This is a genomic window from Streptomyces chartreusis (assembly GCF_008704715.1).
Lineage (GTDB): Bacteria > Actinomycetota > Actinomycetes > Streptomycetales > Streptomycetaceae > Streptomyces > Streptomyces chartreusis.
Window position 1 is genome coordinate 8,876,557 of the sequence record NZ_CP023689.1, and the last position, 25,176, is coordinate 8,901,732.

Genomic DNA, 25,176 nt, shown 5'->3' on the forward strand with positions numbered 1-25,176 from the left:
GATTCCGCGACGGGGCCTGGTTCGAGTCTCGCAGGGGTGCGTCGGTGTCCACAGTGGAGTTTCTTCCACCATTCGTAGATCTCGGAGTGCGTGGCCGCTGTTCGGGTCGTGGTTCTGACTCGCGCGGCGCGTACGCGCGGGGTCGGCCTGGGTGTGGCGCAGGATGCCGGGTATGGTTCCCGGTTTCCTTGCCCGGGCGGTCGACCTGCTGTTGGGCCGTCAGGGGCGTTCGCTGCATTTCAAGGCGGCCGGAGCCGCGACGGTCGTCCTCCTGTTCGTGGTGCTGGTGGGTTCGGGCCTCGTGGTGGCGGCCGAGCGCGGAGCGCCCGGGGCGAAGCTGACCTCGTATCCGCTTGCGTTGTGGTGGTCGGTGGAGACCGCCACGACGGTCGGGTACGGCGACTTCTATCCGGTGACTGTGTGGGGACGGCTGATCGCCGTCGTGGTGATGGTCGTCGGGATCACGGCCTATGGCATGGTCACCGCTGCTCTTGCCACCTGGTTCGTGGGACGGGACCAGGAACGCCGGCACCACCGCCTGCATCAGGCCGAGCAGGCGGTGGAGCAGACGTACGAGGAAATGACACACGCCGTGCACGAGCGTTTCGATCGCATCGAGCGAATGCTCGAGGGCGGCAGGACGCAGTGACGGTGTTCGTGCTCATGATCCTGGCCCGGGTCCGGGCCGGTCACCGCCTCGGGCCCACCACCGCGTAGGCGGCCGTTCCGGCGGCGCCGAGTGCCAGGGCCGTCCACGTTCCCACCGCCGTGCCGGGCGGCAGCAGCATCCAAGTCGCCACCTGCATCGGCGCACTCGTCGCGGGCGGCGCGAAGAACGAGAACGCCAGCCAGGTGAACGGCAGCGTCCACGCGTACTGGCCGCCCGCCACAGCCGCGCCCAGGGCTGCCAGGCCCATCAGGCCCGCGCTGTCCCGCACGATGAACGCGGCGGGGGCCATGTCCTCGCCCAGCGTCTGCACGGCCAGCAGCACTACACCGACGATCGCTGCGGCGAGCAGCACATGGGCCGCCCTGCGGGGCGCCCAGCGGATCGCGGCCGTCCGGTCCAGGTCGGCGTCCTGGCCGCTGAGCCCGATCGAGGCCGCCATCGCCCCCGTGGCGAGGACGAGCACGGGCAGTCGGGGATCGGCGGACCCCTCGCCGGCGCCCGGGGCGAGGGCCCACACCGTCACCGCGCTGATCAGCACCGCGGCGAGCGACGCGGGGGCCTGGCGCGAACGCGCGTACAGCGTCAGCCATCTCACCTGGACGCACCACCGGACAGGACATCGAAGGCATCGCCGCCCTTGCAGGAGACCGCGGCGGTGTGCATCGCGTCGATGCGTGCGCGCTGTTCGGCCCGGGGGAGTGCCTTGAGCTTCTTCCACACCGGGCGGGCCAGGGCGATCTGGTCGGCCGCGGAGTGGGGGGAGCCGACGAGCGGCTTCAGGTCGCCCACGATCCAGCTCGCAGCGATGCTCTGTGCGGCGGCGTCATTGAGCGTGCCGCTCCAGCCGACGAAGGAGCACCCCGGCACCATGCCCTGAGCGATCACCGCCCGGGTCAGGTCCTCGCCCTTCGCGGCGTCGATGATGCCGTCGTCAAAGCTGAAGAGAACCGTTTCGCGGGACCACCGGGGAGTGGCTCCGTGCGGCAGCACGGTCGTGTTCTCCCGGATCGAGGTCGGCGCCCCGTCGCCCAGGGCGCCGTGCAGCAGACGTAGTGCCTTGTTGCCCGGACCCGCCAGGTCGGCCAGTCGTGACTGGTGTGTCCTCGTCACACACACATGGCCGTCGCACACCAACTCCGCTGCGGTTGTGTCTACGACATACATGTGGCGTGGGTCGGAGGGGAGGACGAGCAGGGCGATCACCGCTCCCGCCATGACGGGCGTAAGGGCGATCAGGCGGGTGCGGACGGTCGCGGCGACCAGGAGCGCGAAGCCGGTCGCGGCCATGCCGAGCAGCCAGATCGTCTGTCCGATGTGGACGGAAGTGGAGAGCGTCAGGAGTGCGTTGCGTACCTCTTCCACCGTCGGTGAGAGCAGCGAGATCCGGTTCGGCTCCGTGCTCGGGAACCCTGTCGCCGAGTCCGTCTGAGTCCGGCCCAGCGACGAGTGCATGAGAACCGTGAACACGAAGGCGGCCATGGCCAGTGAGGGCGGGGTGAGCACCGACGGCAGAGCTCGCCCCGCTCCCATGCCCAGCACGGCTCCCGCGATCAGGAAGAGGCCACCCACCAGTGAGATCGGCAGCCAACCGAGGTGTGTGTACTCGGTGTTGGCGATCACCTGGACCCCACCCACGAGGACCAGCAGCCCAAAGGCCGATGCCAGTGTGAGTGCCGTCGTGCCCGCCAGCGCGGCCGCGCGGTGCCGGGCGGGGCGCGGTGTGCTCGTGAGCAGCTCGGACATCTTCGAGCGGTGGTCACGCGGGCCCTGTAGCGCGCCGAGCCCCACGGCGACCGGCCACAGGTAGAACAGCAGGGCGCGGGTCCACATGGCCATCGGCGTCCACTGGGCCGTCCACGCCGTGGTGCCCCTCCACCACGCGGCGTTCAGGAGGTACAGGAAGCCGAGCGCCGTCGTCAGGACCACCGCGCCGGCCCATGGAGCGACGGAACGCTTCAGTTCGATGCGCAGGATGCGGGCGTTCACCAGGAGCCCCTTCCCTGCTGGGGGTTGAGCAGCATGGCCGAGTAGCCGCGCTCCAGCGGGGTGTCGCCCTCGTGCTCCGGGCCGCCCACCGAGGCCAGTTCGTCCGGCGGGCCCTGGAAGACCAGCCGGCCCTCGGCGAAGAGCACCACGTCGGTGCACGCGGCGGCCACGTCCTCCACCAGATGGGTCGAGACGACCACGCAGGTGTCCGTGCCCAACTCCTGGAGCAGCTCGCGGAAACGCAGCCGCTGGGCCGGGTCGAGGCCCACCGTCGGTTCGTCCAGCAGGAGGACCGTCGGGTCGTTGACGATGGCCTGGGCGATGCCGACCCGCCGGACCATGCCGCCCGACAGGGCCTTCATCCTCTCGTCGGCGCGGTCCGCCATCCCCACCCGCTCCACGGCCCGCTGCACCGCCGCCGGGATGTCCGCCTTAGGAACCTCCTTCAGCCAGGCCATGTACTCGACGAACTCGCGCACCGTGAAGCGCTTGTAGTAGCCGAACTCCTGGGGCAGATAACCGATTCGACGGCGCAGCGTACGATGCTCGCCCCTGCCGCTCACGGACTCGCCGAGCATCTCCAGGGTGCCCTCGGTGGGGCGCAGCACGGTGGCCAGCGTCCGGATGAGGGTGGTCTTGCCGGCACCGTTGGGGCCGAGCAGTCCGTGGACGCCGGTGCCCAGCGCGAGGTCGAGGCCGTCGACGGCCATCCGGTTCCTGCCGACCCTGACCTTCAGCCCGGTGGCCTGGATCTCCCAGGCGTAGGCCGTCGGTGCGATGTCGGCCGCGCTCACCGCGGACGTCATGTGGTGTTCCTTTCCAATGGTCATCGATGGGCTCGCAGTACGGAATAGGAACCTCTGCGGGCGATCACGACAGCGATGCCGAGCGCGAGGATCAGCCCCCATGCGGGCAGGCCATTGGTCTGCAGGGCGAAGGTCGTCCGGCTGGTGGCCAGGGTCGGTGCCACGACGACGGCGGCCCACACACCCGCCAGTACAACGGCGGCGCGGGTCACGCCCACGACACTGCCGAGCGCCAGCGTCGTCGCGGTGAAGGCCAGACAGGGCAGCAGCCACTGCGCCAGCATCACCCCGGTCACCCATCCGCCCAACAGCAGCGCGGGTACGACCACTCCGAGCACGGAGGCGGTGCGCCGCAGCACCAGATAGAGCCCGGCCCTCGGCACCGAGGCCGTCAGTTCGTACGCCGGATCCAGCCCGCGCGACCAGGACGCCGCGACGCCGAGGACCGGCAGGACCGGCGCGAACAGCAGCACCAGCGACACCTGGCCGGAGTCGGTGCCGGTGCCGACCAGATCGAGCAGCAGGGCCAGCAGCGTCACGCCCACGACCATCGCCAGCCACGGCACCATCGTGGGCGTCATCCACCTCGCCAGCCGCGCCGACCAGCGCCGCCTGCGCGGCATCGTGGCGGTCACCGCCAACTGGGGTTCCAGGCCGGACCACACGGCGTCGACCAGCGATGCGACCGCGGGCGTCTCGGTCCCGACGACCGCCGACAGCCGGTCGCGGCACACCCGGCACGCCTCCAGATGGGCCTCCACGGCCCACACCTCGTCGGCCGGGAGACTCGTATCGCCGCGCGCGTAACCTTCGATGATCCGCGTCGACGCATGTTCCACGCTCATGCCAGCGCCCTCCGCATCGCGCTCCGGGCCCGGCGCGCACGGGTCTTGACCGTGCCTTCGGGCAGCCCGAGCAGGACCGCGGTCTCCCGGACCGACAACCCGTCGAGCACCATGGCCTGCAGTACCTGTCTCAACTCCGGGGCGAGGCACCGCAGCGCGTCCCCGACATCACCGCCGACGGCCGAGGCGAGCGCCTCCTCCTCGGCGGCGGGCGCCGCGTCGGGCGGAGCGGCGGCCGGCGGCGGCTCCGCGTGGTGGGCCCTGCGCCGGAACGCGTCGACGAGACGGCGCGCCGCGATCGTCCACAGCCAACCGGTGGCCGTCCCGCCGACCGCGGCCCCGGCGAACGCGCCCGCCGCCCGCCACACCGCCAAGTAGGTCTCCTGCATGACCTCGGCGACGATCTGCTCGTCCCCGCACCGGCGGCGCAACCGCACCGCCAGCCACGGCGACGTACGCCGGTACAACTCCTCGAACGCGGCACGATCGCCTCTTGCCACCAGACGGACGAGACGCTCCTCGTCCAGCTCGTGCAGCGTTGCTCTGACTGATCTCACACCCGCTAGACGCCCGGGCCGCGCCGCAGGTTTTCCCCTCGACGTGATCCGCGCCACACCTCCATGGCAAGGTCGCCGGGGAGCCGTCCCTCAGGGTCGGTCCAGGCTCAGCCCCGGGCCACCGCGATGGCCCCCGCGAGCCGCTCACCGGCCTCGTAGATCATGTACGGGACGCCGCCGTCGGTGCCGAAGGCCGGCGCCGCGGCACGCCCGTTCTCCGGGGCCGCGCTGCGTGAGTTGTAGAAGACGCCCAGGTGGTTGCGCTTGCCGAAGTCGTTGCCGACCTCGGTGATCATGATGTCGCCGCCGCTTGCCTTGTCCTTGTTGTAGACGACGTAGGTGCTGTTGTCGCGGTGCAGGAGGTGCGGGCCGCCGACATTGACCGCGCCGACGTCGCCGTGCCGGATCAAGGGCTGCTGGTCGTAGCTCCAGTTGCGGCCGTCGGCGGACCAACCCCAGTGGATGTCACGGTGATCGGTGGTGTTGTTCAGCATGAAGACCATCACGTAGCGGGCGCCGCGCGAGGGCAGGTCGTGGCGGAAGACCCGGGCGTACGACGTCTCCGTGGTGCCCGCCGGGAGCATGGACGTCGACAGGACGACCTTGTCGTACGTGAAGTGGATCCCGTCGGCCGAGCGGGCGAGGCGGGTCGTGGTGTTCTCGCCGTGGAAGTACAGCCAGAACTCCTTGGCATCCTGGTTCCACAGCACATGTGGTGACGACACATGGCTGACGGAGTAGTGCGGTGACCACTTGTTGGCGACGATCGGGTTCGACGGGTACTCCGTGAACGGTCCGGCCAGCGAGTTGCCGTAGGCCAGACAGATTCCACCGGGTGCGTCGTGCGGCGCGTAGTACAGGTAGTAGCGGCCCAGGGGCGAGCTCAGCTTGTCGTAGACACCGCGCACGCAGGGGAAGATGATCTCGCCGGTGGGGTTGTACTTCAGCTGAGATGCCGTCAGGAGTGTGCGGACGTAGGTGTAGTCGGGGAAGCCGCCGGGCGCTGCGGCCGCGGGCTGGGCGCCCACGGACGTCCCGACCGCGAGGGCGGCTCCGGTGGCGGCGCCGGCCCGCAGGAACAGGCGCCGGTCGAGGCGGTGTTCGGGCGTCCGGTCGAAGTGGTGCTCATGCGTCCGGTCGGGGTGGTGTTCAGGCATGGGTGGGCTCCAAGGGGAGGGAAGTTCAGAGGTGGGTGGCGGCGGTGACGCAAAGGCCGCCCAGGGCGACCACCCAGACGTACGGCAGGGTGCGCACCATGACGTGCTGGGGAGTGACGCCCGCGTACTGGGCGCTCCACACGGTCTGTGTGCTGGTGGGGTCGGCGACGCCGAAGACCTGGTTGTACGAGGTGGCCATGCCGAGGACGACGGCCGCCGGGTAGATGCCGGTCGCGATGAGGACGCCGGCGATGCCCGCGCCGAGCCCGAACACATTGAGGGGTCCGCGGTAGAGGCACAGCGGGACGAGCAGTGTGAAGACCAGGACGAACAGCACGGCGTTCTGCGGGCTGACGGCCTTGACGAGCGGTTCGAGAGCGTCCACGGCACCGGGCAGTTTCACCGCCGCGAGCAGGATGCCGATGGCGACGAACAGGGCGATCGGCGGGGCGGCCACCTCGAAGCCGCCGTACAGGGTGCGCAGCAGCCGCTTGTTCATCTCGCCGGGTCGGGTCGTGGTGACCAGCGCGTACAGGACACCCGCCAACAGCGAAGGGATGATGGCGAGTTCGAAGCCCAACGCCAGGACGAGCGGGACGGCGGGGGCGAGCAGCGCGTACCAGGGCGCGTCACCCAGCTCCTCGCGCCGTGACCGCGGCTTCGCGTCAGGAGAGTCGACTGACTTGAGCGACCACGCGTGTTCGGTGCCCCGCCGCCGCGTCTCGACGAGGACGAACGCGAGAGCGGCGACCAGGGCGAACGGGAAGAGCTTCACCATGAAGCCGCGCACGGTCGGGATCGGCAGTTCCAGCGTGGTGGAGAAGAACTGCCACACCGGCAGCTCGAAGGGGATGCCCACGGCGATGCCCATCAGCACCGTGCCCGCGGCGGTCACCTTGGGCACGCCGACGGCGATCATGGCGGGGATGCCGATGATGCCGGCGAGCATGGCGGCGGGCGCCGAGCCGGTCACCGTTCCGACGAGTGCGGACACGGCGAGGACGCCGAGGGCCACCACGGTCGGGCGGTCACCGCCGAACTCGACGATCTTGCGGACGAGAGTGCCCGCGACGCCCGTCTCGTCGAGGAGCTTGCCCAGCCAGGAACCCAGGATGATCGCGATCATGGTGGCGGCCAGAGCGGGCGCGCCTTCCTGGAGGACCGTGTCCAGGACGCTGTTCTCGCCGGTGAGCGGCGCCCCGGCCAGGAGGGCGATGACGACGGCGAGCAGCACCAGCGCTACGGCGGTGGGGAGTCTGCGGGTGAGCATCAGGCCGACGCCTGCGGCCATGACGAGGAGGATGACGACGCCCATGGGTCAGTTCTCTCTTCTCGGAGCGGCAGCCCCGGGCCGGGTGAGGGCCGCACGCAGCGCGGCGGTCAGGAGCAGGGGGCTGCGGCCGAGCCCGCAGACGGTTCTGGCGTAGGCATGCGCGGCGACCTCTTCGGCGCCCGCGACATGTCCGGCGACACGGCGGCGTCCGATGCGGAGCACGGTGTGGCCGAGGGCCTGCTTGAGCGCGGTCTTCGCGGGGCCGTGGTGGAGGTGGGCGTGCACCGCCTCGTGGGCGAGCGCGGCCGCCCGCACCGAGCCCGGCGGATACCAGTGACGCCAGCCGCGGGCGTCGACCAACTCCTCCGCGAGCGCGAGGGTGTCGGTGTAGAGCTCGACCGTCGGCGGCCGTGACGTGTAGCGGGCGAGCAGCATCCGCTCCAGTCCGCCGCCCCGCTCGACCACACGCGCCGTGGACGGGACGGGAGCGAGCCGGGCCCCGAACTCGTCGGCTCTGCGGGCCCATTGACGTAGCAGCGCGCGATCACGGTTCTCGTGGGTGGGCGTGCCGGCCAGCAGCCGGACGGCCCATTCGATGTCGTCGACGGACGCGGGATCCGTCGGCTCCCGTACCCCGGCGGCCGACTCCCGTACCCCGGCCGTCGACTTCCGTACCCCGGCGGCCGACACCCGCGCATCGGCGGCCGACTCCCGTGCCGCGGCGGTCGGTTCCCGTGCCCCGGCGGCCGTCACGACCGCACCTCCAGGACCGCGACCACCGGCTCGTCGGCCGCGCGGGACCGCAACTCGCTGCGGGCCAGAGCGAGCAGGGGCTGCGGGTCGAGGACGCCGGACAGGTCCGCGATGCGGGAGCCGAGCAGCAGCCGCAGGGCGGGAGCGCGCACCCCGCCGTCGCCGTACGAGGTGGACTCGCCCACCAGCCGGGCGAGCGCCTCCGGGGCGCCGGCCACCGTCGTCGTGGCCACGAGCGCGTCGGGCGCGTGATGGCGCACGACACCGTCCATGTCGACGATCCGTACGGGCCTGCGGGCCGGCCGCAGACGGCGGCGCGTCCGTGTGCCGTAGACGGTGTGGGCGGCGGTGCCCGCCAGGACCTGGACCGCCGTGGGGTCGGCCTTCAGGCTGGCCGCCGCGGCACGGAGTCGCTCGGTGTCGTCGGCGCGGTGCGCCCGGTCCTGGGTGCGCAGTTCGGTGGCGCCGGTCGCGACCGCGCGCACGGTGTTGGTCTGCGGGTCGACGGTGACCTCGACCTCGACGCCCTCGGCGGCGGCACCCTGCGCGACGACCGCCCGCTCCGCCTCGGCGCGGATGGCGAGGATCTGCTCCTGCGAGGCGCCGGGCACGATCCGCTCGACCTGTTCCCGTACGAGCGCGAGGGCCACGCCGATGGGGCTGATGACCTCGTTGTGGCGGGCGATCCGGCCCTCCATGGCGCTGGTGAGGGCGAGGTGCGGGGTGACGGACGCGGCGCCGCCGCCTCCGCCGACGAGGACGGCCGTGTCCTCGTCGAGGCGGTAGTCGCGGATCATCGCGTCCACCACCGCCTTCACCTGTGCCACCCCCGCGTCGAGGATCCGCGCGGCCGCGGTCGAGACATCGGTGCCGAGCACGGCCGCCAGCGGCGCGATCGCCGCGCGTGCGGTCTCGGGGTCGCAGCGGGCGAAGTCGCCCTCCGGGACACGGCCGAGGGCGTTGGCGGCGCAGGTCATCGTGACCGCGAATCGCCCGCCCGCCGCGTCGATCACCGCGTAGTCGGCCGGGTCGCCGTCCATGGGCCGCACGGTGTCCACGGTGGCGTCGCGCAGGTCGTCGGGCGAGGCGAAGCAGGCGTACGGCAGCCCCGCGATATGGGCGCTGCGCGGGCCGACACCGGTCACCCGGCCCTGGCCGATCCGCACCATGGAGCCGCCGCCGACGCCGACCGTGCGCACGTCGAGGGCATTCAGATACGACGTCCTGCCGACGATGGTCGCGTGCCGGACGGCGACCTTGCCGCGCCGCACCACGCTGACGTCCGTCGACGTGCCACCCGTCTCCAGGAACACGCCCTCGCTCACCCGCTCCTGCATCAGAGCGCCCGCTACGCCGGCGGCCGGCCCCGACAGGACCGTCAGCAGAGGCCGGCGGCGCATCTCGTCGAGCGCCATCACACCGCCGTCGCAGCGCATCACCATCAGCGGCGCGGTCACGCCCGCCTTGACGATGGAGGCGTCGACGAGGTCGGCGGTGGCCAGCATGCGCGGCAGGATCGCCGCGTTCACCACGGCGGTACGGGTGCGCTTGTGCAGCCCGTACAGCGAGGTGATCTCGTGCGCGGCCGTCATCGGCAGCCCGTACGGCCGTGCCGCCTCCAGCACGGCCTGTTCGCCCTCGGGACGGTCGACGCTGAACGGCTGGCTGGCGACGAGGACTTGGGCGCCCTCGTCCGTCAGCCGCTCGACGGCGCTGCGGAGCGCCGAGATGTCCTGCGGGTCCGTGACGTGTGCGTAGGCGAGCGGAAGCCTTTTGCCCGGGGCGAGTTCGAGCTTGCCGAACGAGGCGAGCCGGCGGGTGAGCACCGCGCCGGGGCCCGCCCCGATGCCGATGAGCCCGACGGTCGCCACGTCGCCCTCCAGGAGCGCGTTCGTGGCCTGGGTCGTGCCATGCGCGAGAAAGGCGACATCGGCCGGGGCGCGGCCGGTCTGCGCCAGGAGCCGGTCGAGCGCCTCGACGATGCCGTGCGCGACACCGTCCTCGTGCCGGTGACTGGTGGGGACCTTGATCTGCCCCAGGAGTTCGTGGGTCGTGGCATCCACGGCCACGGCGTCGGTGAAGGTTCCGCCCACGTCGATGCCGACGCGGATGCGGGGTGTGTTCATGTCCGGGCACCTCCTTGTGCTGGATCGGTTCGCTCCGTACAGGTGGTGTTCAGTAGCCGCGTACGTCCGGCCAGTGGCGTTGCACTCCGGCGCGGTCGAGCAGCCGCGCGAACTCCTCGAACCGCTTGTCCTCGGCCTGCACCTGGTGCGGTTCGACGTCCTCGGCCACGCAGTGCGCGGCGAGGGCACCGGCGACCTCGCCGACGTTCCACTCCACCGGGTGCAGCCGGTAGCAGCCGTTGGTGATGTGGGTGGTGCCGATGTTCTTGCCCGCCGGCAGCAGGTTGCGGACCCGCCGCGGTACCAGCGCCCCGAGCGGGATCTCGAAGGGCACCGAGCCGATGTCGATGTAGTTGTCGCCGCCGGTCGAGGGATGCAGGTCGATGCGGTAGCCGCCCACGCCGACGGAGTCCCGGTGCCGGGTGCCGCCGTACGGGCCGACCAGGTCGATCGCCACGTCGTGCTCGGTGACGGTGGTGACGGCCTTGATACGGCGGGACTCGCGGACGTACGCCGCCTTGGCCAGGCCGTCCGCCGTGCCGGTGACGTCCGGGCGGATCCGCAGCCCCGGGAAGCCGGTGTCGCCGTCCGCGCGAGGCGCCTCGGTCTGCAGCCAGTACAGCAGCGACAGCGACAACTGCCTTGCCTCGCGCAGCGCTTCGGACTCCTGGCCGATATACGGCTTCAGCCAGTAGTCGTTGAGCGGCCAGTTGACGAGCGTGATGTCGGAGCCGAAGGCGCCCGGCGCGTGCAGCCTGCGGGCGAGGATGCGGCGGAAGCCCCACAGTTCCTTGTCGCCGGCGTCGGAGCTCTGGTCGGCGGAGACACCGAGCGGGTCGAGATCGGGGTTCGGCACGAAGGTCCGCGGCACCGGCTCCAGCGTGCGCGGGTCGGGCGCCTCGAAGCCGAGCAGCGGACCGGGCCAGAACGAGGGCCGGTAGCCCCGCCAGAAGGCGTAGTCGTCCGGCCGGTCGATCGTGTGGTCCTCGCCCTCGTGGTGGGAGAGCGCGAAGCAGACCGTGATGCCCTGCTGATTGAGGGGCTGGGCCTCGTCCGGGGCGTGCGGCTCGTCGAACTCGGCACGAGCCTCGGCCCCGTTCGCGTGCTCGACGCCCGCGAGGTGCAGGAGTTCGCCCGTCTCGGTGGCGTCGAGGACGTAGCGCGCGGTGAGCGTGCGCCGCGTGCCGTCGCGCAGGTCCTTCAGGGTCACGGACCGTACGACATCGTTGTCGGACTCGGCGGAGACCGGCCGGTGCTCGGTGAGCACGGTCAGCCGTCCCGCCGCGCGGTGGGGCGCGAGCATGCCCTCCAGGACGGCGAGGGCGACCTTCGGTTCGTGGCAGAGCTTGCTGACGCGGCCCGCTCCGGGATTGAGGTCGGTGAGCGCCGAGGCCTCGGCCCGCAGCGGATACCAGTGTCGGTAGTACCGCCGGATCTCCTCGCGCAGCCGCCGGTACGAGGCCGTCGTGCCGAACTGCTCCACCCACGGGTGCTCGTCGGGTGGCACCGCCTGGCTGGTGAGCTGGCCGCCGATCCAGTCCGTCTCCTCGGTGAGCACGACGCTGCGTCCTGCCCGGCACGCGGCGAGTGCGGCGGCCACGCCACCGAGTCCGCCGCCCACGACGAGGATGTCCGCTTCGGGTATCACGCTTCTCCTTGCTGCTGGGGCGAGTTGCCGCCGGGACGGCTCAACAGGGTTCGTGCGTATGCGTCTTGCTCAAGGGCGAACGCGCCGCGGGCCGGTCGTAGGACCCGGGCGGAAGGCGCAGGCGACGAGAGGCTCCCGCGCCTCCTCGCCCGCGACGAGCGCGGCCAGCAGCCGCACGGCCGCGGCACCCAACTGCGGCCGTGGGATGTCGAATCCGGTCGGCACGGGCTCGCTCGCCAGATCGGACGGCGGGCTGCCGAGCAGGGCGAGGGACACGTCACCGGGGCAGTCGAGGCCCGCCTCACGCACGGCGGAGAGCAGGCCCCGCCATGCCGCCCCGGTGTCGGTCTCCTCCACGACGAACGCCGTCACCCCTTCGTCGGCCCAGGCACGCAGCCGCTCGGGCGTCAGCTCCCGCTGCGGATCGGCGGACCGGAAGACGGCCGCGGGCCCGGATGCCAGACCCCCCGCCTCCATCCCCTCCAGGAAGCCGCGCTGACGGTCCGTGGAGGCGGGCGCGTCGTCGTCCTCACGGACGAGGACGATCCGTCGATGCCCCAGCTCGGCCAGATGTGCCACGACACCACGGGTGGCCTCGACATAGTCGGCGCCGACCCATGCCACGCCCTCCAACTCCTCGCGGCGGCCCAGGTGTACGACCGGGAAGCCGTCCTCGACCAGCCGCTTGAGCTCCGCGCGGGGAGTGTGCCGGCCGATGAAGAGACAGCCGTCGGCGAGCCGGACCCGGCTCAGGGCGTCGGGTCCCGCGGCACCCGCGCCGCCGGTGCTCGACCCGGTGAACAGCACCAGGTCGTAGCCGAGCGCCGCCGCCTCGCGCTCCACGCCGACGAGGAAGGGGTAGTACGAGTGCTGCACATCGGTGGGGAACGTGGCGGTGAAGCTGAACACGCCGAGGAGGTTGTTGCGGGCGGCGGCCAGCCGCCGGGCGGCCGGGTCGGGCACGTAGCCGAGGCTGCGGGCCGCTTCCAGGACGCGTCGGCGGGTCTCCTCGGAGATGAGGCGTCCCTTGCCGTCGGGCTTCGGGGAGAGCACCAGGGACACGGTCGCCTGGGACACCCCCGCGAGCCGGGCCACCTCGGCCTGCCGGGGACGCGCCGTACGTCCGCCCTGAGCGGGTGCACGTCCGGGCCGCTTCCTGGGTTCCACGGTGGTTGCTCTCCAGGGGAGTCGGGTTGCCGCTCTCGGCGACGGCACTGTGTTAATGCGTATTACCTAATGCGCATTAACGAGACTGGCCCCTCCCTGCCGGGCGGGTCAAGACTCGTGACGGAAACGCCGCGGAACGGAGGCGGGTGAGTGCGGTCCCGTGCGCGCAGGGTGTGGCCGCGTGTCGGGTTGCACCCGCAGCTCAAGTCAGTTCTCGCGGCCCGTACACCGCGTGGTCGGCTTCCGTGGCAAGCGCCCAGTAACGATCACCGAAGGACCAATGCCACCACTCGGTGGGGTAGTTCACCAAGCCACCGGCGGTCAGCGCGTCAATGAGCGTCCGGCGGTTGGCCCGCGCCTCGGAGTCCACATTGTCGGCGTCCGTGTAACACGCGCCGTCGCTCTCCTCCGGGTTGGCGTTGACGCGGGTGCCCATGTCGAGTTCCCGCCCGTCGGCGGTGACGAGCGTGAGATCAACCGCGGCGCCGGCGCTGTGAGGTGCGATCTCCGGCGGCGATACGTACCGGCTCGCGGCCTCGCGAACCCTTGTCGGCGGCCAGTCCGGATTGGCGAGTCGGAGTTTGTCGGCGTAGCGCTGGAAGTATTCGCGCTGCAGGGCGGGTGGCCGGTACCCCTCGATGAACAGCAGACGGATGCCCGGCGGGAGGAATTGCTGGGCCTTGAGGAGTCGGGTCAGGACTCCTTCCCGCAGATGCGCGAATGCTCCCGAGTGATCGCCTCGGCGAGGATCGACGGTGACGGACCCGCCGATCCGGATGTCCACGAGCGCTTCGCCGCAGTCGACCACCGGGATCGCGGCGATTCTTGGGTCCGACATCAGCACGATCTCGTTCATGCGCCGAGCATTGCCGACTGCCCGGCGGGTGGTGGCCGTGCTGTGTGTCGTTGCCCGGAATCTTGCGGGCGCGCCGGGATCCGGAGCAGCGAGTGTGGCACACAGGTTCGTCTTTTAATCTCTTTCTTGAGATGTGTGATGCCGTGGGTGTCCACGTGAGGAGGCGATGGTGTTCGGAAGGGGCACGGGGTTGCTCGCGGGGGCGGTGGTCGTCGCCTTCATCGTGCTCGTCGGCCCCAGCACGCCAAGTGGTGGCCTCTTCGGCGGGGCACCGCCGGCCGACGCCGTCCGGGATGCCGTACCGAACCGGGTCATGACGTGGAACATCTGCAATCCCTGCGACGTGAGCAACGAGGACCGGGCGGCGGACATCGCCAGGTATGCGCCGCAGGTCATCGGCATGCAAGAGACGTGCGTGCGTGATGTCGAGAAGATCCGGAACCATCTGCAGCGTCGCTACGGGCTGGTCTACCACGTCGAGTACGGGACGGTGCTGCAGAGTTGGGGCCGCTGCGGGGGAGTGCCTTGGAACCCCGGGGGTTTCGGTCAGGCGATTCTCTCGATCGCGCCGATGAAGGACCACGTCAGCGTGGAATACCCCGACGGCGGATCCGAGGACCGCGGGTACATGGCGGTCACCACGACTGTCGGCGGAAAGTCGACTCGCGTCTTCAACACGCATCTCGCCCACCGGCGCCAGGAGGAGTTCCGGGCCGAGCAGATCGGCGTCCTCACCGCAGAGGTCCGCAAGTATGACCGGGCGATCGTTCTCGGCGATTTCAATGCCGTGCCGGAATCCGCCGAACTCACGAAGATGTGGGCCTTGGCCTCGGATGCCGATCCCGAGTGCGGTCCCTCGGCCACCGGTGTCTGTGAGGTGACCACCGACTGGCAGAGCAAGTTCGACTACGTCTTCCTGCGGGGCTTCGTGTCGCTCGAGCAGCATGTGAATCCGACCGAGAATTCGGACCATCACCTGGTGCGCACCGACCTCAAGCCGACGTAGAAGGTGTTCGTGCTGCACACCGGGCCTGCATGGGAACAGCCGGCGCAGGAGCTCGGCTTCGGTTCAGGCATGACCTGCCGGCGGCGCCTGGCCGAGTGGACCGTGGCCGGTGTGTGGCCCCGGCTGCACGAGGCCCTCCTGGTCAGGCTGCGCAGTGTGAACGCCCTGGACTTCTCCCGGGCGGCGGTGGACGGCTCTCATGTCCGGGCGAGCGATGCCGTGGGCCAGTGTCGTGTCAGGCAACGTTCGCCCTGGTGAGGAACCGGGCCAGCACAGCCACGCCGACGGGTAGCGCAACCAGGTAGCCGACGAGGATACCGACGCCCGGATCAGCCAGCGCAGGGAAGGCCCAGTTCACCGTTGCAGTCACGAGCAGTCTCACCGCTACCAGCGCAAGGAGAGCGGCGACAACAGCAAGCCGACGCGGCGGGCTCGCCCCGCGGTACAACTCAGCCGCAGGCCCGATCGCCATCAGGCCCGTCACGAGGCCGACGAGACTGGTGTCGGGCAGCCACCCGAACGGCCACCCCACCAGAGCGACCAACCCGGAGACAGCGAGGCCGGCCAGTTCCAGCGCGACGGTGGCCACTACCGGGCGGTTCCACGAGGGATGTCGGATCGAGCCGCTCCCACTGTCCTTCTCATCGGCCACGTCGTCAGAGTAGCCATCGACAGCGCGAACGTTGACTGATGCGGCATTAGTCAGTTGCCGCCGCGTCGCAAAATTGGTCGACAGGCGCGGCCGCTGACCACTGTGATGGTTGCGACTGCCCGTCGCACGGAACGGGTCGACCATGGGAGTTGCTCTTGGTAGCCGGGAGTGTCGCAGACAGCCGCCCTCGGATCGATGAGGCGCTGGTCAGGCGTCTGGTCGATGCGCAGTTCCCGCAGTGGGCCGGGCTGCCCCTGAAGCTGCTCGACCCGGCCGGCTCGGACCATGTGATCTATCGGTTGGGCGAGGAGCTGTCCGTCCGGTTGCCCCGCCATGCCGGTGCAATTGGGCAGGCCAGGAAGGAATTCCGGTGGCTGCCCCGGCTCGCCCCGCACGTTCCCCTGGCCGTCCCGGTACCGGTGGGTGTGGGTGACCCCGACTTCGGCTATCCGTGGCCGTGGGCCGTCTCCCGCTGGCTGGACGGCGAGGTGGCCACCGTCGACGCATTGGGCGACTCCGCCGGCGCCGCAGTCGAACTGGCCCAATTCCTGGCCGCCCTGCAGCGGTTCGCCCCCGAGGACATCCCCGCTGTCGACATCAGCGATGACCTCACCGGCAGCCCGCTGTCCGATCGGGACCGCGCGACGCGGCTCGCCATCGCCGAGGTCGACGGGGTGTTCGACACGACAGCGATGACCGAACTGTGGAACGCGGCGTTGAGTGCGCCGGGTTGGGACCGAGCTCCGGTGTGGTTTCACGGCGACTTCCACACCGGCAACCTGCTGACCTCCGACGGCCGCCTCAGCGCCGTCATCGACTTCGGCGGGCTCGGCAAGGGCGACCCGGCCCGCGACCTGATGATCGCCTTCACCCTGATGTCGGCCGACAGCCGAGCCGCCTTCCGAGATGCGGTCGGCGTGGACGATGACACCTGGATGCGGGGCCGCGGCTGGGCCCTGGCCACCGGCCTGAACGCCTATACTTCCTACGCCGCGGTCAACCCCCGGGTCGCCGCGCAGACCACTCGGCAGATCACCCAAGCCCTCATCGGCTGACAGTAGCGGCGGCTCCTCGCGTCCGTCGCCACCAGGTGTCCCGCCCGGCCGGTCGTTCAGGGAGATGTGGTCCAACGCGGCGCGGTTTCCGCCCACTTGGATTCCCACTCGGCCAGGTTGCGCCGGTTCAGGACGTGGGCTGCGGTGCCGTAGGCGGCGACACCGGCGAGGGCGACGGCCAGGAAGGCGAGGAGGGCCCAGCCCATGGCGCGGCTGCGGATCTGTTCGGCGGTCATGGGCGGTTCGGTGAGCGCTCCCTCCATGTCGACCCATACCTCGACCCTGCTGTCCTCGGTGAGCCCGGGCAGCACGTCGGTCTGTGCGGTACGGATCGTGCCCTGCGGGTCGGTGAAGCGGACCGTGGCCGGGTAGCGCGTCTTCTTCGCCTCCTCCGAGCCGGGTTCGGGATGGCGCGGAGCGTCGTGCGTGAGTATGGCCGTCGTGAGGTGCCGGGTCTTGCGCTGGTCGGCGGCTGTCGTGACGTAGTGCCGGTAGGCCGTGTCACCGATGGTGAACATGGCGATCAGGCCGAGGAACGGCGCGAGGAGCAGCAGGGCGAGGGCGATCCAGCCCTGGAGGCGGTCGGTGCTCCGGCGCAGTGGGTTGTGCCGCCACAGCCAGAGTGAGAGGGGGTGCACCCATGGGTACCGGAGGTCGGAAGGCGGGGGTGGCTGCGCGGGCGGGATCGTGCCGGACACGGATTTCTCCTTCCGCGGGACGGGAACGGGACGGGGCCGCGACGCCGAAATGGGTGCCACGGCCGGTGGAGCGGCACCGGCCGTGGCAGTCGGGGACGGGGCTAATGGGGGTGGGGGCCGGTGCCCCGTCCGGGCGGCTGCGCGGACCTCGCCGAAGGGTGCGCGTGGGCGGACTGGAGGATCTTCGCGGCGCCGCGGATCGCGGCGGTGTGCGGCGCGGGGACGGCTCGCAGGGGCGCGTGCAGGCTGCCGGTCAGCCGGTACGTGAGGTCGGGACGCAGCGCCCCGCCGCCCGCCAGGAGGGCACCCCGGCACAGGGCGTCGGCGGTCACGGACGTACGGTCCTGCCGGAGCATCGACGTGATCATCGTCGTCACGGCTTCGATGACCTCCGCAGAGGTGCCGGGCGCGGAGATGTCGGTCGTGCCCACCGCCGTGCGTCGGGCGTCGAAGACCATGCCCTCGGAGAGGAGGACCACCTCGGTGAGGTGGGCGCCGATGTCCACCACGAGCAGCGGCCGGGAGAGGTCCGCGTCCGCGGCCAGCGCTATGGCACGCGCGGTGGGGACCGTCAGTACCGTGCGCGGACGCAGCACCTCCACCGCCGTGCGGGCCCGTTCCCGGTAGGTGGGCCCGTCGAGGACCGGCGTGGTGACCACCACCAGCGGCCGGGTGAGGCGGGGCAGACGGTGGCCGAGCAGCCGGTCGAGCATCCGGGACGTACCCGGAACGTCGACGATGGCGCCCCGCTGTATCGGATACACCGCCCCGGCGCCCGGGAACGTGATCGTGGGTACGTCGAGGATCATGCCGCGGCCGGCGATCCAGGCGCGAGTACGCGCGCTGCCCATGTCGAGGGCGAGGCCGCAGCACTGCCGGCACATCGGCCAGGGCCGGTGCCGGTGGTAGGAGGAAGAGCCGGTGCGAGGGCGCGGGACCAGTGTCATCGGCCGGCCTCGCGCACCTGCTGGCACCGGGCGCAGTAGCGGGCCTGCGGCACGATCGTCAGCCGCTCGCGGTCGATGGCCCGCCGGCACAGATGACAGGCGCCGTAACTGCCGTCGGCCATGCGCTGCAGCGCCGCCTCCACGTCGGCGAGCACCATGCGCGCGGACGCGGCGAGCTTGACGTGCACCTCGGCCTGCGCCGCGGAACGGCGGCCGAGCAGTTCCTCGGCGCGTGGCGCCGCGGCGATCTGGCGCAGCTGGTCCTGACGGAACAGGCGCTGTTCGTGCAGGTTTTCCCGGAGCGCGGCAAGGTCCTCGGGCGACAGGTGCGTGGCACGGTCGCCGACGGTCTGGTGGTTCACCACTTCACCCCTTTTGAGCAGGGCAGGAGAGGAAGTCGGTCAGGGCGGGTCTGAGCTGCGTCAGAGCCGATCTGATCCGACCGGGGTCGATCAGAGAGAGTCGGGGGAGACGGGGGAGTCGCGGGTCACGTGGCGGCGCGGCGCTGGCAGGGGACGCAGTACCGGGTGTACGGGAGGATCTCCAGACGCTCGGCGGGGACGGGCTTGGAGCAGCCCAGGCAGGCGCCGTAGGAGCCGTCGTCGATGCGGGCGAACGCCTCGTTGATCTCCTTGAGGACCCGCTGGATGGCCTCGGCCTGCGTCGACAGCAGATGGTCGTCCGCGCTCTGGCCCGACTCGCTGAGGGCCTGCAACTGCGCCAGCCGGCTGTTGCGGGCGTGCTCCAGGCGCTGCCGGGCCTCATGAGCGGTCAGCCGGCCGGGACGGGGGTCGGCGATGTCGGCCCGGGGCGTCCGAGCGGCGTCGGGTGCCTGAGGGGTCTCGGACGGGGAGGAGGTGTCGAGGGGCACGACGAGTCCTTTCTCAGCAGGTGACGGGCGCAGCAACGGCCGCCCGGTTCGTCGGACCGCGGGCTTCCGTGGAGACCGCGGGTTTTCGCCGAACCGGGCGGCCCTGGCACCTTCGACTCTGCTCCGTACGGCCTCGGAATCCCATCGGGCGCAGGCCCCATTCGCCCTGGACCGCGATGACCACACGCCGCCCGCCCGGGCCGGCGGATGGGTACCCCATGACCCGGGATATGGGGACCGGGCCCCATCGACCGCGCGCGTGGAGCAGGGCAGGCTGGTGCGGGGTCGATGAGGCCTGTTCGGGTCCCGGCCCGGTCAGGTGCGATCGGACCCGGTCAGGCCCCGATCAGACCCGGATACCGCGGTTCACGCGCAGGGGGTGCGATGACTGTGAGCCGAGCTGGTTAGGGTCGGGTCGTAGAAGGAGGAAATACCCCGTGTCGTTGTTCTGGCGGATCTTCGGGCTCAACGCCGTGGTCCTGGGCATCGCCACGGCGCTGCTGCTGTGGGCGCCGGTGACCGTCTCCGTGCCGGTGCTGCTGACCGAGGCGATGATCCTGGTCGGTGGCCTGGCCGTCATGCTCGTCGCCAACGGCACCCTGCTGCGCTGGGGCCTGGCCCCGCTGGACCGGCTGACCCGCCTCATGACCACCGTCGACCTGCTGCGCCCCGGACAGCGGCTCCCCGTGCCCGGCGCCGCCGGCAGCGAGGTGGCCGAACTGATCCGCACCTTCAACGCCATGCTCGACCGGCTGGAGCACGAGCGCGCCACGTCCAGCGCCCGGGCGCTGCTGGCGCAGGAGGCGGAACGCCGCCGTATCGCCCAGGAACTGCACGACGAGGTCGGGCAGAGCATGACCGCGATCCTGCTGGTGCTCAAGCGTGCCGCGGACGACGCCCCCGAGCCGCTGCGCGAGGACCTCCAGCAGGCCCAGGAGATCACCCGGGAGAGCCTGGACGAGGTGCGGCGCCTGGTACGGCGCCTGCGCCCCGGTGTCCTGGAGGACCTGGGCCTGGTCAGCGCGCTGACCTCGCTCTCGCTGGACTTCGCCACCCACACCGGGCTGCGAGTCGTACGGCGCCTCGACAGCGACCTGCCCGCCCTCGACCACGAGAGCGAGCTCGTCCTGTACCGGGTGGCTCAGGAGAGTCTGACCAACGCCGCCCGGCACGCGGACGCCCGCCGGGTCGAGGTGAGCCTGCACGGCGCCGACGGGGCGGTGGTCCTGGAGATCGCCGACGACGGCCGCGGCATCGAGGCCGCCTGCGAGGGGGCCGGGATCCGCGGGATGCGGGAGCGGGCGCTGCTCGCCGGCGCGACCCTGGACATCACCTCCACACCCGGCACCGGCACCCGGATCCGGCTCACCGCACCCGTCCCCAGGAAGCAGCGTTGACCATGCACGACCCGATGCCTCCCGAACCCGCCTCGGCCTCGACGCCGGCGACCGCCGGCCCGACGCCGATCCGCATCCTCCTCGCCGACGACCACGCCCTCGTGCGCCGCGGTGTACGCCTCATCCTCGACCGGGAACCCGACCTCCAGGTCGTCGCCGAGGCCGGGGACGGAGCCGAGGCCGTCGAGGAGGCGCGCAAGCAGGACATCGACCTGGCCATCCTCGACATCGCCATGCCGCGCATGACCGGGCTCCAGGCCACCCGTGAGCTGAGCGCGCTCAAGCCGGACCTGCGCATCCTGATGCTGACGATGCACGACAACGAGCAGTACCTCTTCCAGGCGCTGAAGGCCGGGGCCTGCGGCTACGTGCTGAAGTCGGTGGCCGACCGCGACCTCGTCGCCGCCTGCCGGGCCGCGATGCGCAACGAGCCGTTCCTCTACCCCGGCGCGGTCACGGCCCTGATCCGCAACTACCTGGATCGCGTCCGGCACGGCGAGGAGGACGCCGATCGCCTCCTCACGCCCCGCGAGGAGGAGGTCCTCAAGCTCGTCGCCGAGGGCCACTCCTCCAAGGAGATCGCCGAGATGCTGTTCATCAGCGTCAAGACCGTGCATCGCCATCGCGCCAATCTGCTGCACAAACTCGGTCTGCGCGACCGGCTGGAACTGACCCGGTACGCCATCCGTTCCGGTCTTATCGAACCCTGACACCGCTTCAGGGACCGACGCCAAGGATCCGAACACGTCCAGAGAGGGATGGTGCATGCGCCCGGCATCCCGCACCATCCCGCCTTCCGGGCAGCGGAGTTCGGCCGCGGTGCATCGACTCGCCGGAATACTCGGCGTCCTCCTCGCCGTCCTGCTCGCGTTGGTCCCCGCCCACACCGCGCACGCCGCGGGCGGGCCGAAGGACGACCGGGCCGCTACGGCCACGAGCGCGCAACTCGCCGACCACGGAACCCGCGCGGACAGCCCGTGCGCCGCCGGCTGCGCGACACAGCCCAGAACCCGGCACGACCCGCTCGGCGAGCGCCCCGGGCTGCCGGATCATCACGCCACCGACCCGGGCGAAGTCGCTGCCGGGCGCCCTGCCGTCGGCTCACGCACTCCCGCGGTACCCGCGCACGCACTCGTCTCCCCCGGCCGATCCACACACGACCGTGGCAGGGCCCCTCCGGCGCCCACCGGCAACTGAAGCAACCCGTCAACCTTTACCTCGTCACGGCAACGCGAGCCCGCGGTCCGCCGTTGGCTGCCGCTGCCGCTGCCGCTGCCGCTGCCGCTGCCGCTGCCGCTGCCGCTGCCGCTGCCGCTGCCGCTGCCGCTGCCGCTGCCGCTGCCGCTGCCGCTGCCGTGACGTGCCTGCCGGAGGCCTGTGTTGAAACGCCGGAAGAACTCCCTGCGCGCGCGTGCGCTGCTCGCCCTCACCGTGATCGCCGCATCGCTGGCCATCGCCCTCACGACACCCGTCCGCCTCGGACTCGACCTACGAGGCGGCACACAGATCACCCTCGAAACCCGCTCCACCGCCACCACCGAAGCCGACCGCGAGGCCACCGACCGCACGATGGAAGTGCTGCGGGGCCGTATCGACGCGCTGGGCGTCGCCGAACCGACCCTCGTCCGCTCGGGCGATCACCGCATCCTCGTCGAACTGCCGGGTGTACAGGACCCGAAGAAGGCAGCCGACGTCCTGGGCCGCACCGCCCAGCTCACGGTCCACCCGGTCCTCGGCGCGGCCGAGACCCCGGATGACAACACCGGTCCAGGGCCGGCCAAAGATCAGACCCTGCCGGACGAGTCCGGGCAGCCCTTGCGGCTCAAGGCCGCCGCCCTCACCGGACAGGACGTCAAGGGCGCCGACGCCCGCTTCGACCAACAGAGCGGCGCCGGCTGGCACGTCACCATCGACTTCACCGGCGACGGCCGCGACGCGTGGGCGGACGTGACCGCACAGGCCGCCTGCCACCCGGCGGGGGACCCGCAGCGCCGGGTCGCCATCGTCCTCGACAACAAGATCATCTCCTCGCCGCAGGTCGACCCGTCCGTCGGCTGCGGTACCGGCATCCCGGGCGGCACGACCCAGATCACCGGCTCCTTCGACGACGCCGAGGCCCGCGAACTCGCGCTGCTCATCTCCGGCGGCGCCCTGCCCGTACCGGTCGAGACCGTCGAACAGCGCACCGTGGGCGCCACCCTCGGCGAGTCGGCCATCGAGGCCGCGGCCTGGGCCGCCGTCATCGGCACGACCCTGACCGCGCTGTTCATCATCGCCGTCTACCGGCTCATGGGCCTGCTCGCGACCGCCGCCCTGCTCTGCTACGGCCTGATCTCCTACGCCGCCCTGGCCGCGCTCGGCGCCACCCTGACCCTGCCCGGGCTCGCCGGGTTCGTCCTGGCCATCGGCATGGCCGTGGACGCCAACGTCCTGGTCTTCGAACGGGCCCGAGAGGAGTACGCCGCCCGCAGCCGCCCCAGCCCGCGGTCGGCCCTGACGGCGGGATTCCGCGGCGCGCTGAGCGCGATCGCCGACTCCAACATCACCACGCTCGTCGCCGCCGGCCTGCTGTTCGTCCTGGCCTCAGGCCCGGTCCGCGGCTTCGGCGTCACCCTCGGCATCGGTGTCCTCGCCTCCATGATCAGCGCCCTGGTCATCACGCGGGTACTGGCCGAGTACGCGGCCGGACGGCCCGCGGTCCGCCGACGCCCGCGCCTCACCGGCGTCGCCGACACCGGACGGGTACGGGACGGACTGCTGCGCCGTAACCCGTTCCTGATGCGTCGTCCCCGCCGCTGGCTGGCCGTGTCGGGAGCCCTGCTCGTCATGGCCGTCTCGGGCGTCCTGGTCCGCGGCCTCGACCTCGGCATCGACTTCACCGGCGGCCGGCTCATCGAGTACTCCACGACCAAGGCCGTCGACCCCGACCGCGCACGCGAAGCCCTCACCGACGCCGGGTTCCCCCGCGCGGTCGTGCAGTCGTCCGGCGACACCGCCCTCACCGTGCGCACCGAGAACCTGACCGACACCGAGGCGGCCACCGTCACCGACGCCATCGGCGGACTCGGCGGTGAGACGAAGAAGGTCCGTGACGAGCTGATCGGCCCCAGCCTGGGCGACGAACTGCGCCGCAACGCGGTCATCGCCCTCGCTCTCGCACTGGGCGCCCAGCTGCTCTACCTGGCGGTCCGGTTCCGCTGGAGGTTCGCGACCGCGGCCGTCGGCGCGCTCGTGCACGACGTGGTGATCCTCGTCGGCGTCTTCGCCTGGCTGGGCAAGCCGATCGACGGGGTCTTCCTGGCCGCCCTGCTGACCGTCATCGGCTACTCGGTCAACGACTCGGTCGTCCTCTTCGACCGCATCCGCGAACTCCTCGCCCGCGACCGCACGACACCGCTGCCCCGCCTGACGAACCAGGCGATCCTCCAGACCCTGCCCCGCACGGTCAACACCGGCATGGGAGCCGCCATCATCCTCACCGCCCTGGCCGTCCTCGCCGACGACACCCTCACCGACTTCGCCCTGGCCCTGCTCGTCGGCCTGGCGGTCGGCACGTACTCATCCGTCTTCACCGCGGCCCCACTCACCCTCAGCCTGAATCCGCCCGCCCGGCGGCGTCGACCGCAGGAAGCGCACTGACACTTCGTCGCACAGGAGCCCGCGCCCCGTCATCTCGGGCGCGGGTTCGCGTCGTTCGCCTCGCGGGATGCCCAGCGGCCCCATAGAGTCGCGGTGCCGCCACGACAAGACGGGCGGCGCGGCTCCTCGCATGCCCAAGGGGCGGTTCCCCACGGACCGGGCGGACGGCTTGCAGGGGAGTCGCGGGCACGCTGAGGCTCAAGCGATCGAGGAGTGCTCATGGCAGGACGGTTTGAGGCGACGTTCGAGGTCGATCGACCTGTCGAGGCGGTGTTCGACTACCTCGCCGACGGACGCAACGATCCGCAGTTCAGCCCCCGCGTGCTCAAGATCGAGCGGGTCCCCGACTCCCCGACCGCCGTGGGCACGGTCTTCCGCAGCTCGGTCAAGGACGCCGGGATGAAGACGGCCAGGGAGTTCCGCATCACCGAACTCCAGGCCCCCACGAAGATTCGCTGGGCCGAGGTGTCGAAGAACATCGTCACGGCCAGTGAAGGCGGTTACGACCTGGAGCCGCTGGGCGAGGGCAGGACCCAGGTCCGTATCCACAACGTTCTGGAAGGCCACGGCATCGGCAAGCTCCTCGTCGGCCTGGCACTCTCCGCCGCCCGCAAGGACGCCCCGGCCTTCGGCGCGCGGATCAGGGCGGCGGCCGAAGCGGCGATCCCGGCGCGTTGACCCGACCCGGACGGTGAGGGCGGGCAGCCCGCCCTCACCGGCTCAGGGATCCGGTCACGTCACTGGCGGCCGGACCACGCCAGGCTGTCCACCAGCATGGTCAGGGGCGACTTGGGGACGGCCGCGCCGCTCCCGTTGTCGGTCTGCCTCCAGGTCGTGCCGGAGTCCGTGCTGTTCGAGCCCTTGGTGTCGTTGACGCCCTGGAAGATGCCGAAGTCGACGGGTCCGTCGTCGGCGGAGGCGGGGACGGCGGCCATGAGGAGAGCCGCTCCGGCGAGTGCCGCGGCAGTGATGATCTTCATGCCGGGCTCAACGACGAGACGGGCGACAGGATGTTCGGTCCGGCCCTTTTGGCGGAGCGTCGGAGCCGGCCTACGGAGGCGCGGTGT

At 71.4% G+C, this 25,176-nt stretch carries 26 protein-coding genes and 1 pseudogene; 9 read left to right on the plus strand and 18 right to left on the minus strand.

The window, feature by feature from the left end; genetic code table 11:
* The first annotated feature begins 172 nt into the window (after positions 1–172).
* On the plus strand, positions 173–649 hold the full coding sequence (locus tag CP983_RS39415) for a potassium channel family protein (RefSeq protein WP_107911409.1): 477 nt from the start codon (positions 173–175) through the stop codon (positions 647–649).
* Between the two features lie 40 nt (positions 650–689).
* Here the strand turns inward: CP983_RS39415 and CP983_RS39420 are convergent, their stop codons facing one another.
* The 12 genes from CP983_RS39420 to CP983_RS39475 all read right to left on the minus strand — a co-directional run bounded on the left by CP983_RS39420 (position 690) and on the right by CP983_RS39475 (position 13,844).
* On the minus strand, positions 690–1,265 hold the full coding sequence (locus tag CP983_RS39420) for a hypothetical protein (RefSeq protein ID WP_150505067.1): 576 nt from the start codon (positions 1,263–1,265) through the stop codon (positions 690–692).
* Positions 1,262–2,656, minus strand: a complete 1,395-nt coding sequence (locus tag CP983_RS39425) for a hypothetical protein (protein ID WP_150505069.1) — start codon at positions 2,654–2,656, stop codon at positions 1,262–1,264. Before CP983_RS39425 ends, CP983_RS39420 begins: the two co-directional genes overlap by 4 nt.
* Positions 2,653–3,486, minus strand: a complete 834-nt coding sequence (locus tag CP983_RS39430) for an ABC transporter ATP-binding protein (RefSeq protein WP_150505071.1) — start codon at positions 3,484–3,486, stop codon at positions 2,653–2,655. Before CP983_RS39430 ends, CP983_RS39425 begins: the two co-directional genes overlap by 4 nt.
* A complete protein-coding gene (locus CP983_RS39435; protein WP_150505073.1) occupies positions 3,483–4,307 on the minus strand; it encodes a zf-HC2 domain-containing protein in 825 nt (274 codons plus the stop codon). Before CP983_RS39435 ends, CP983_RS39430 begins: the two co-directional genes overlap by 4 nt.
* Positions 4,304–4,864: an RNA polymerase sigma factor gene (locus CP983_RS39440; protein WP_150505075.1), complete on the minus strand. Its 561-nt coding sequence runs from the start codon at positions 4,862–4,864 to the stop codon at positions 4,304–4,306. The genes CP983_RS39435 and CP983_RS39440 overlap by 4 nt, the downstream gene beginning before the upstream one ends.
* A 107-nt stretch (positions 4,865–4,971) precedes the next feature.
* Entirely contained in the window at positions 4,972–6,021 is a 1,050-nt protein-coding gene (locus CP983_RS39445) for a glycoside hydrolase family protein (protein WP_229914816.1), read from the minus strand.
* 25 nt (positions 6,022–6,046) lie between these two features.
* Positions 6,047–7,336 (minus strand): TRAP transporter large permease, encoded by a 1,290-nt coding sequence (locus tag CP983_RS39450; protein WP_150505077.1) that lies wholly within the window; start codon positions 7,334–7,336, stop codon positions 6,047–6,049.
* Positions 7,337–7,339: 3 nt separating this feature from the next.
* Positions 7,340–7,891, minus strand: coding sequence for a hypothetical protein (locus CP983_RS39455; protein ID WP_150507144.1), 552 nt, complete (start codon positions 7,889–7,891; stop codon positions 7,340–7,342).
* Between the two features lie 152 nt (positions 7,892–8,043).
* Positions 8,044–10,173 carry a hydantoinase/oxoprolinase family protein gene (locus CP983_RS39460; RefSeq protein ID WP_150505079.1) on the minus strand — a complete coding sequence of 710 codons (2,130 nt, stop codon included), beginning with the start codon at positions 10,171–10,173 and terminating at the stop codon, positions 8,044–8,046.
* Between the two features lie 49 nt (positions 10,174–10,222).
* Complete coding sequence (locus tag CP983_RS39465) at positions 10,223–11,821, minus strand: FAD-dependent oxidoreductase (RefSeq protein ID WP_150505081.1); 1,599 nt, start codon at positions 11,819–11,821, stop codon at positions 10,223–10,225.
* 69 nt (positions 11,822–11,890) lie between these two features.
* Positions 11,891–12,916: a LacI family DNA-binding transcriptional regulator gene (locus CP983_RS39470; protein ID WP_167537913.1), complete on the minus strand. Its 1,026-nt coding sequence runs from the start codon at positions 12,914–12,916 to the stop codon at positions 11,891–11,893.
* A gap of 274 nt (positions 12,917–13,190) precedes the next feature.
* Positions 13,191–13,844, minus strand: a complete 654-nt coding sequence (locus CP983_RS39475; protein ID WP_150505084.1) for a M15 family metallopeptidase — start codon at positions 13,842–13,844, stop codon at positions 13,191–13,193.
* Between the two features lie 166 nt (positions 13,845–14,010).
* Here CP983_RS39475 and CP983_RS39480 point away from each other — a divergent pair, with 166 nt between their 5' ends.
* Together CP983_RS39480 and CP983_RS44895 are read left to right on the plus strand one after the other, a co-directional pair.
* Complete coding sequence (locus CP983_RS39480) at positions 14,011–14,850, plus strand: endonuclease/exonuclease/phosphatase family protein (protein ID WP_150505086.1); 840 nt, start codon at positions 14,011–14,013, stop codon at positions 14,848–14,850.
* A 3-nt stretch (positions 14,851–14,853) separates the two neighbouring features.
* A pseudogene (locus CP983_RS44895) lies at positions 14,854–15,054 on the plus strand (transposase); the annotation flags it as partial.
* Positions 15,055–15,085: 31 nt separating this feature from the next.
* Here CP983_RS44895 and CP983_RS39490 read toward each other — a convergent pair.
* Positions 15,086–15,646, minus strand: a complete 561-nt coding sequence (locus CP983_RS39490) for a hypothetical protein (protein ID WP_229914815.1) — start codon at positions 15,644–15,646, stop codon at positions 15,086–15,088.
* 11 nt (positions 15,647–15,657) lie between these two features.
* On the opposite strand from CP983_RS39490, the gene CP983_RS39495 reads away from it, so the two are divergent.
* A complete protein-coding gene (locus CP983_RS39495) occupies positions 15,658–16,557 on the plus strand; it encodes an aminoglycoside phosphotransferase family protein (RefSeq protein ID WP_150505090.1) in 900 nt (299 codons plus the stop codon).
* A 56-nt stretch (positions 16,558–16,613) separates the two neighbouring features.
* Here CP983_RS39495 and CP983_RS39500 read toward each other — a convergent pair whose 3' ends face one another.
* The 4 genes from CP983_RS39500 to CP983_RS39515 form a co-directional block, all read right to left on the minus strand.
* The gene (locus CP983_RS39500) at positions 16,614–17,255 is read right to left on the minus strand and encodes an Rv1733c family protein (protein ID WP_150505092.1); all 642 of its coding nucleotides are present in this window, start codon (positions 17,253–17,255) and stop codon (positions 16,614–16,616) included.
* Positions 17,256–17,356: 101 nt separating this feature from the next.
* Positions 17,357–18,202 (minus strand): rod shape-determining protein, encoded by an 846-nt coding sequence (locus CP983_RS39505; RefSeq protein ID WP_167537828.1) that lies wholly within the window; start codon positions 18,200–18,202, stop codon positions 17,357–17,359.
* Positions 18,199–18,567 carry a TraR/DksA family transcriptional regulator gene (locus CP983_RS39510; protein ID WP_107911385.1) on the minus strand — a complete coding sequence of 123 codons (369 nt, stop codon included), beginning with the start codon at positions 18,565–18,567 and terminating at the stop codon, positions 18,199–18,201. The genes CP983_RS39505 and CP983_RS39510 overlap by 4 nt, the downstream gene beginning before the upstream one ends.
* A 122-nt stretch (positions 18,568–18,689) precedes the next feature.
* Positions 18,690–19,001: a TraR/DksA family transcriptional regulator gene (locus tag CP983_RS39515; protein WP_125525638.1), complete on the minus strand. Its 312-nt coding sequence runs from the start codon at positions 18,999–19,001 to the stop codon at positions 18,690–18,692.
* A gap of 509 nt (positions 19,002–19,510) precedes the next feature.
* Here CP983_RS39515 and CP983_RS39520 point away from each other — a divergent pair.
* From CP983_RS39520 to CP983_RS39540, 5 genes are all read left to right on the plus strand, one after another.
* A complete protein-coding gene (locus tag CP983_RS39520; protein WP_167537829.1) occupies positions 19,511–20,470 on the plus strand; it encodes a HAMP domain-containing sensor histidine kinase in 960 nt (319 codons plus the stop codon).
* Positions 20,471–20,484: 14 nt separating this feature from the next.
* Positions 20,485–21,180 carry a response regulator gene (locus CP983_RS39525; RefSeq protein ID WP_150507151.1) on the plus strand — a complete coding sequence of 232 codons (696 nt, stop codon included), beginning with the start codon at positions 20,485–20,487 and terminating at the stop codon, positions 21,178–21,180.
* 55 nt (positions 21,181–21,235) lie between these two features.
* Positions 21,236–21,667, plus strand: coding sequence for a hypothetical protein (locus CP983_RS39530; protein WP_150505094.1), 432 nt, complete (start codon positions 21,236–21,238; stop codon positions 21,665–21,667).
* A gap of 183 nt (positions 21,668–21,850) precedes the next feature.
* The gene (gene secD / locus CP983_RS39535; RefSeq protein ID WP_189748825.1) at positions 21,851–24,109 is read left to right on the plus strand and encodes a protein translocase subunit SecD; all 2,259 of its coding nucleotides are present in this window, start codon (positions 21,851–21,853) and stop codon (positions 24,107–24,109) included.
* A 219-nt stretch (positions 24,110–24,328) separates the two neighbouring features.
* Positions 24,329–24,787 carry an SRPBCC family protein gene (locus tag CP983_RS39540; RefSeq protein WP_107911380.1) on the plus strand — a complete coding sequence of 153 codons (459 nt, stop codon included), beginning with the start codon at positions 24,329–24,331 and terminating at the stop codon, positions 24,785–24,787.
* A 59-nt stretch (positions 24,788–24,846) separates the two neighbouring features.
* On the opposite strand, the gene CP983_RS39545 is transcribed toward CP983_RS39540, so the two are convergent.
* Positions 24,847–25,089 carry a hypothetical protein gene (locus tag CP983_RS39545; protein WP_030967281.1) on the minus strand — a complete coding sequence of 81 codons (243 nt, stop codon included), beginning with the start codon at positions 25,087–25,089 and terminating at the stop codon, positions 24,847–24,849.
* Between the last annotated feature and the right edge of the window lie 87 nt (positions 25,090–25,176).